Annotated in this window: 6 protein-coding genes and 2 pseudogenes; 7 read left to right on the top strand and 1 reads right to left on the bottom strand. The window is 62.5% G+C overall.

Annotated elements, in window-relative coordinates; all coding sequences use genetic code 11:
- The 4 genes and pseudogenes from HW556_RS17595 to HW556_RS17610 form a co-directional block, all read left to right on the top strand.
- Window positions 1–555: pseudogene (locus HW556_RS17595) on the top strand (hypothetical protein); the annotation flags it as partial.
- Between the two features lie 162 nt (window positions 556–717).
- Window positions 718–2,019, top strand: a complete 1,302-nt coding sequence (locus HW556_RS17600; protein ID WP_176901432.1) for a bifunctional folylpolyglutamate synthase/dihydrofolate synthase — start codon at window positions 718–720, stop codon at window positions 2,017–2,019.
- A 52-nt stretch (window positions 2,020–2,071) separates the two neighbouring features.
- Window positions 2,072–2,734: a tRNA (guanosine(46)-N7)-methyltransferase TrmB gene (trmB, locus tag HW556_RS17605; RefSeq protein ID WP_176901433.1), complete on the top strand. Its 663-nt coding sequence runs from the start codon at window positions 2,072–2,074 to the stop codon at window positions 2,732–2,734.
- 23 nt (window positions 2,735–2,757) lie between these two features.
- Window positions 2,758–3,594, top strand: a complete 837-nt coding sequence (locus HW556_RS17610) for a maleylpyruvate isomerase N-terminal domain-containing protein (RefSeq protein ID WP_176901434.1) — start codon at window positions 2,758–2,760, stop codon at window positions 3,592–3,594.
- 10 nt (window positions 3,595–3,604) lie between these two features.
- Here HW556_RS17610 and HW556_RS17615 read toward each other — a convergent pair whose 3' ends face one another.
- Window positions 3,605–4,195: a beta/alpha barrel domain-containing protein gene (locus HW556_RS17615; RefSeq protein ID WP_176901435.1), complete on the bottom strand. Its 591-nt coding sequence runs from the start codon at window positions 4,193–4,195 to the stop codon at window positions 3,605–3,607.
- A 158-nt stretch (window positions 4,196–4,353) separates the two neighbouring features.
- Here HW556_RS17615 and mnmA point away from each other — a divergent pair, with 158 nt between their 5' ends.
- The 3 genes and pseudogenes from mnmA to HW556_RS17630 form a co-directional block, all read left to right on the top strand.
- Complete coding sequence (gene mnmA, locus HW556_RS17620) at window positions 4,354–5,496, top strand: tRNA 2-thiouridine(34) synthase MnmA (RefSeq protein ID WP_176901436.1); 1,143 nt, start codon at window positions 4,354–4,356, stop codon at window positions 5,494–5,496.
- Between the two features lie 83 nt (window positions 5,497–5,579).
- Window positions 5,580–6,323, top strand: coding sequence for a hypothetical protein (locus HW556_RS17625; RefSeq protein WP_176901437.1), 744 nt, complete (start codon window positions 5,580–5,582; stop codon window positions 6,321–6,323).
- Between the two features lie 104 nt (window positions 6,324–6,427).
- A pseudogene (locus tag HW556_RS17630) lies at window positions 6,428–6,803 on the top strand (peptidase S8); the annotation flags it as partial.

The following is a 6,803-nucleotide window of genomic DNA, read 5'->3' on the forward strand; positions in this document are numbered from 1 at the left end:
AGCCCCGTATCGGTACCGCCCACGCCCAAAATCGCTCCACCCAAAGAAGAGGTGAAGCCCACGCCCGAGCCCGTACGCCCGAAAGTAGACCAGCGCGCCGTGTTCACACCCCGCGCCAACCGCGCCGATGGCGGTGGCAACGGCGTAAACGGTACCAGCAACGCACCCACCGGCAATAACAACGGCGACAACCCCGGCACTGTGGGTGACAAAGGCGACCCGCGCGGCACCTACGACGGCAAAGCCTACTCGGGCGAGCCCGGCAGCGGCGGCCGCGGCACCAGCCCCGGCAGCGGCGGCCTCGACATGGCCGGCTGGGCCTTCGTCAACCGCCCCACAGCCCCGGCCATCGATAACACCTCGGGTTTCATCCGCTTCAGCATCAAAGTGAATGCCGACGGTGAGGTGGAAGCCGTGCGCAAAGTGTCGGGCAACGTGTCGCCGGCCCAGGAAAAAGCCTGCCGCGACGCCTTGGAAAGCGCCGAGTTCCGCCGCACCAATTCGGCCAACGGCGGCGCCACCGGTTTCTACACATTCCGGTTTACGGTACGGTAGGTATCTGAACTGCTAACTGAACGGTGTAGGGGCGGGGCTTGCCGCCGCCCGCCGTCAGAACGATACGTTAAACCACTGTTTGGAGGCCCTGCAAAGCCCGTGCTAACGGCGGGCAGGGAGCAATCGTCGCCCCTACATTGTTCTGCCAACAGCTCAAGTAAAATGGACTACCAGCAGACCCTCGATTATCTCTACGCCCGGCTGCCCATGTTTCAGCGGGTGGGAGCGGCGGGTTACAAGCCGGGGCTGCAGCGCACCGAGGCGCTGGCCGAAGCTACCGGCCACCCCGAGCGGCAATTTCGGAGCGTGCACGTGGCGGGCACCAACGGCAAGGGTAGCTCCAGCCACCTTCTGGCGGCGGTACTGCAAGCGGCCGGCTACAGGGTGGGCTTGTACACTTCGCCGCACCTGAAGGAGTTTACTGAGCGAATCCGGCTGAACGGGCAACCGCTGAACCCGGAGTTTCTGGTGGAGTGGGTGGCGCGCTGGCGGGCTACGTTCGAGCTGGCCGAAGCTTCATTTTTCGAGGTGTGCGTGGCGTTAGCCTTCGACTACTTCGCGCAGCAAAAAGTAGATGTGGCCGTGGTGGAAGTGGGCCTGGGCGGTCGGCTCGACTCCACCAACATCCTGCAGCCATTGGTGTCGCTCATCACCAACATCAGCCTCGACCATCAGGCCCTGCTCGGCGACACGCTGCCGCTGATTGCGGCCGAAAAAGCCGGTATCATCAAGCCCGGCACCCCGGCCATTATCAGCCAGACTCAGCCCGAAGTAGCGGCCGTGTTCAAACAAAAGGCGCGGCAGGAGGGAGCTCCACTGCTGTTTGCCGACCAGCACTACCGCGTCGAATTGCTCCGCGAGCCCGCCCTTGATGAGGCCAGCCAGCTGCTGCGCATCTGGCATGACGATGATATAATACTGGATGACCTGGCGTTGGGCCTAGTAGGCGACTACCAGCGCTACAACCTGCCTGGTGTACTGGCCACGGTGGCTGAGCTGCGCCGCCAGGGCTTCATTATCGAAGAAAGCCACCTGCGCGAAGGCCTGCGGGAGGTAACCCGCCTGACCGGCCTGCGGGGCCGCTGGACCATTCTCGAGCGCCGGCCGCTGGTCATCTGCGACACGGGCCATAACGAAGCTGGTATCCGGTTCATCGTGCAGCAACTGGTGCGGCTGCCCCGGCAGCGGCTGCATTTTGTGCTGGGCGTGGTGCAGGACAAGGACGTGAGCAAGATGCTGGCCCTGCTACCCCCGGAGGCCACCTATTATTTCTGCCAGGCCACCATCCCGCGGGCCTTGCCGGCTGCCGAGCTGGCTGAGCAGGCCGCTGCTTTGGGCCTTATAGGCACCACGCATCCTTCGGTGCCCGCCGCCGTAGATGCTGCCCGCGCCGCCGCTAAAGCAGATGATGTGGTGTTTATCGGAGGCAGTACCTTTGTAGTGGCCGAAATCGAAGAACTATAAGGCCGTCGGACGGCCCGTCAAACTCACCATTTCACTATCTCACCATTCCATTGTGAGCAGAAGTAAACTCCGGCGCTTTGCCGCTAATGCCGACCGGCCGACCATTGTGGAGCCGGGCAAAGAAACCTACGAGCAGCTGCCCGGGCGCTGGCACGCCGATTTTTTTGAGAACCAGAACCCGATTACGCTCGAAATGGGCTGCGGCAAGGGCGAGTACACTGTGGGGCTGGCCGCGCGCTACCCTGAGCGCAACTTCCTGGGCCTCGACATCAAGGGCGACCGAATATGGAAGGGCAGCACCCTGGCCCTGGAGCAGGAGCTGACCAACGTGGGCTGGCTGCGCACCCGTGCCCACGACTTGGCCGATCATTTTGCCGCCGGCGAGCTGCACGAAATCTGGATTACCTTCCCCGACCCGCGCCCCCGCGACCGGGACATCAAGCGCCGCCTCACCTACCCGCGCTTCCTCGACCTCTACCAGCGCATCCTGCGCCCCGGTAGCCGGCTCCACCTCAAAACCGACAACGCCGACCTGTTCGACTACACCCTCGAAACCCTGCAGCAGCGCCCTGGCGCCACCATTGTGGCCCAAACCCGCGACCTATACGCCACGCCCGAGCTGTTGCCCCACGCCGAGGACATCCAGACTACCTTCGAGCGCAAATACCGCGAGCTGGGCGTTCCTATTAAGTACGTGCAGTTCGAGCTGAGCTAACTACTTATGTAATGCCTCCTGCCATGCACCCTTTGCCGCCGGTTCAGACTGTTGACCTGTTTCCGGTGCTGGATCAGCACCTGTTCGGTCTGTTGGCTTCCCTCACACCGGCGGAATGGGAGCTACCTACGCTGGCGCCGAAGTGGCGAGTGCGAGATGTAGCCCTGCATCTGCTCGACGGCAGCCTCCGGGCGCTGTCGATGCTGCGCGACGGGCACTTTGGCGTGGTGCCGGCTGGCAATTCCTATTCGGAGCTGGTGAGCTTTCTTGACCAATTGAATGCTGACTGGGTGAAGGCTGGCCAGCGGCTGAGTCCGAACGTAATCCGGGGGTTGCTGCAGCAGTCGGGGGCCGAGTACAACCAGTATCTGGCCACCCTCGACCCTTGGGCACCGGCTGTCTTTGCCGTTGGCTGGGCGGGCGAGACCACCTCGCCTAATTGGTTTCATATTGCCCGCGACTACACCGAGAAGTGGCACCACCAGCAGCAAATCAGGCAGGCAGTGGGGCAGGAGGCTGCTTTGCTGGTGCCCGCGCTCTACCAGTCGTTCATCAACACCTGCGTGCGGGCGCTGCCCCACCATTACCGGGCGGTGCCGGCCAGTGTGGGGAGTGTTGTTGCTTTCACAATTATGGGCCCGGTGGGCGGAACCTGGTATTTGCTGCGTGAAACTGATGGCTGGGCACTTGGCCAGGAATACACTGGCCAACCGGTTACAACCATCGAGTTGGAAGGTGCGGTTGCGTGGCGGCTGTTCACCAAAAGCCTGCCACGGCAACAGGCCCAGGCGCACGTGGCCATTAGTGGCGACGAACGGCTGGGCCTGCCGGTTTTTGGCCTGACGACGGTGATGGGCTGAGAGCCGACGGCTATTCTTCCAGCGCCTCAAAAATGGCTTCCAGCTCGTCGAAGTCGCGGATGCCGGGCTTGATTTCGTCGCCGCCTTGCAGGATGAGGCCGGCAGGCTGCAGACGGGCAATCAATTCTGCCACCTGGGCGGGAGCCGGGTTGCCGCTCAGCCAAGACGACTGTTGCTGACTGCTGGACGGTAGTGTCGCCTCCGGCATACCGGTTATAAGCTCGAAGCCGGCAGTTAGCGCCGTGCGCAACTGGCTCAGGGTATCGGCTGCTACTGGCTGCGGCAGCTCGACCAGTGCCGGAACGGTTACGGGACCATCGGGCCATGGGCCAGCGGCCGGCAGGTTGAGGACAATGCGGGTAAGGCTACACTCCTCTACCAGACGATTGATTTCTGACACGGGTATTTCGCCGCCAAACTCCCCGATGATTTCCACGCCCGCCACCCAGCCGGCCAGCTCCTTTAACGTGGCCACGTCCACGGCCCCGGGCAGGCTGGGGTCGAGGGTGAAGATGAGGCCGTCGGCGCCCATGCCAGCGCAGTAGCGGGCATCGGACAGGTTGTTGATACCACGGACGAGGACGGGCAGAAGCAGGGACATGCGGGAAGGAGTGAGTCGGTGAATGAGTAGATGAGCGGGTAAAGATACGCCCATAGTCCCTGCTGCGGGAAACCGTTACCGCCTCAGCTCGTCACCGGCTTCGTATCTTTGCGCACTCGGCCGGAACCTTTCACGCTCCGGGCGCAATTACAACTGGTATGAACACAACGAAAGGACGGGTGCTGGTTGCTATGAGCGGCGGCATCGACAGCTCGGTAGCGGCCGTGATGCTGCACGAGCAGGGCTATGAAGTGGTCGGCATGACCATGAAAACCTGGGATTACGCCTCGGCAGGCGGGGGCAAAAAAGAAACTGGCTGCTGCTCGCTCGACTCCATCAACGACGCCCGGCAGATTGCCGTGGAGCTGGGCTTCCCGCACTACATTATCGACATTCGCGACGAGTTCGGCGAGGCTGTCATCAACAATTTCACCGACGAGTACCTGGCCGGGCGCACGCCTAATCCCTGTGTGCTCTGCAACACCCACATCAAATGGGACGCGCTGCTACGCCGCGCCGACCAGCTTGGATGCGAGTTTATCGCCACCGGCCACTACGCCCAAGTGCGCGAGGAAAACGGCCGTTTCGTTATCAGCAAGGGCGTCGATGAGAACAAGGACCAGAGCTACGCCATTTGGGGTGTGAGCCAGGAAAGCCTCTCGCGCACGCGCTTCCCGCTGGGCGAGTTGCGCAAGTCGGCCATCTATGACTTTGCCCGCGAGCGGGGCTTCACCGAACTCGTTAACAAGCCCGAGAGCTACGAAATCTGCTTTATTCCCGATAACGACTACCGCGGCTTTCTGCGGCGGCGTGTGCCGGGCCTGGAAGCGCGCGTGGCCGGCGGCGAGTTTGTGCTGCGCGACGGCACGGTAGTGGGCACGCACGAAGGCTACCCATTCTACACGATAGGGCAACGCAAGGGCCTGGGCATTGCGCTGGGCTTCCCGGCGTATGTTACGGCCATCGACCCCGATACCAACCGCGTGGTGCTGGGCAATTTCGAGGAGCTGGCCAGCTCGCGCACGCTGGTTGGGCAGCTGAATATGGGAAAGTTTGCCTCGCTCGAAGGGCGCGGCCTGGTGCCGAGCACCGTGAAGATTCGCTATAACCACGACGGCTCGCCGGCCTTCCTGGAGCAGCGCGCCGACAAAATATACGTGTACTTCGAGGAGCCCGTGCATGCCGTGACGCCCGGCCAGGCCGCCGTGTTTTACGAGGGCGACGATGTGCTGGGCGGCGGCTGGATTGAGCGCCACACCATTGGCGAGATTCCGGAGCCGCTGGCTGAGCTGAGCGCTTAGTTGATTCACCTTAGTGCTTCGTTTTTAGTGCCTAAAGGAAACAACTTCCGAACTATTACCTTCCGCTTATCAATTGCTACCTGATGAACAAGAACTATCTGCGCCGGAATGGATTGGTTGGTCTGCTGAGCCTCTCGGCCGCGGCACTGCTGCTGGCCGGCTGCGGCGACAACGCCGAGGTGCAGCCGCAGTTGCTGCCCGACTACTACCCGCTCAGTGTGGGCAGTGTCCGCATCTACGACGTGGCCGATACGACGTGGCGCGACAACGTGCCCACGGCCAGCCGGTTCCAGTTTCGGGAGCAGGTACTGGCTGCCCCCGAGCCCGACGCAGCTGGCAAGCTGGTGTATCAGGTAGTTCGCTCGCGCCGCGCTACGGCCGCCGGGGCCTGGCAGGCCGATTCGGTGCTGACCGTAACGGTGGCCCCGCTGAATTTGACGGAGCAGATCAATAACCGCCGCACGGTGGCGCTGGTGCTGCCGGCCGTGGAAGGTAAAAGCTGGAACTACAACGCCTTCAACTCCCTCGATACGGTGGTGGCCGTCACCCGCTTTTATCAGCAGGTGGGGCAACCTTTCAGTGTCAGCCGCAACGGTAAAACCTACGAGTACACCAACACCGTTACCACAGTCAACGACTTAGTGAATTCCATCAACGCTGTTGAAAGCACCATTCAGCGCACTACTTTCGCGCTGGGCGTGGGGCCGGTCAACCGCGTCAGCCGTCGTTATAAAAACGACTGCTCGGGTGCCCAGGGTTGTCGGTTTCCCTTCGTCCGGCAGCTCGGCCAGTCGCGCAACGAGGTGCTGATTGAGAGCAGTAACTAGCGGGCGCCGCGAGGCAACGCATTAGTACGTTTGGCGTCCGGGGGATCTGGCGGTTCAAATGGCAAAGCAGGGTCCCCTGAACGTTCACCTTACTTTGCCCGCGCATGCGTCGTTTGCTACTGATTGGATTACTGGCGGGCTTGAGCCTGCCGACCTTGGCCGCCCGCTCAACTCCGCCTACTCCGGCTACGGACGTGGCCAAAAACACGGTGCGCCGGCACCTGATTTACTTCCGCGACAAAACCGGCACGCCCTTCAGCACAAGCCGGCCCGAGGAATTTCTGTCGGGGCGGGCGTTGCAGCGGCGCCAGCGCCAGCAGATTGCCGTGCTGCCCCGCGATTTGCCGGTGAGCCCCGGCTATGTGCAGCAGGTAAAGGCAGTGCCCGGCGTGCAGCTCTGGTACACTTCGCGCTGGTTTAATGCTGCCGTAGTAGCCTGCGACTCGGCCACGCTCGGCCAGCTGCAGGCGCTGCCATTCG

This window comes from Hymenobacter terrestris (genome assembly GCF_013377905.1).
Classification (GTDB): Bacteria; Bacteroidota; Bacteroidia; order Cytophagales; family Hymenobacteraceae; genus Hymenobacter; species Hymenobacter terrestris.